General features: G+C 46.6%; 1 rRNA gene (cut by a window edge). It reads left to right on the plus strand.

Features of this window, described 5'->3' with window-relative positions:
- The first annotated feature begins 132 nt into the window (after positions 1-132).
- A 5S ribosomal RNA gene (rrf, locus tag DWV34_RS17115) occupies positions 133-238 on the plus strand; it runs 11 nt beyond the window's last position.

Below are 238 nucleotides of genomic sequence, written 5' to 3' on the forward strand. Positions count from 1 at the left end.
AGCCGTATCGGAAGGTGCGGCTGGATCACCTCCTTTCTAAGGAAGAAGAAGTAGAGGTTGTCTTATTGTTTAGTTATCAATGATAACAAAAAAGTATCAAGCAGGAGAGAAACCTGTTTTGTACTCAAAGTTTCCGGTGGCGATGCGTTTTGGGGAAACACCCGTACCCATCCCGAACACGATGGTTAAGACCAAAACGGCCGATGATACTTGGTTGGAGACGACCTGGGAAAGCAGG

This window comes from Anaerostipes sp. AF04-45, assembly GCF_003461725.1.
GTDB lineage: Bacteria > Bacillota > Clostridia > Lachnospirales > Lachnospiraceae > Anaerostipes > Anaerostipes caccae.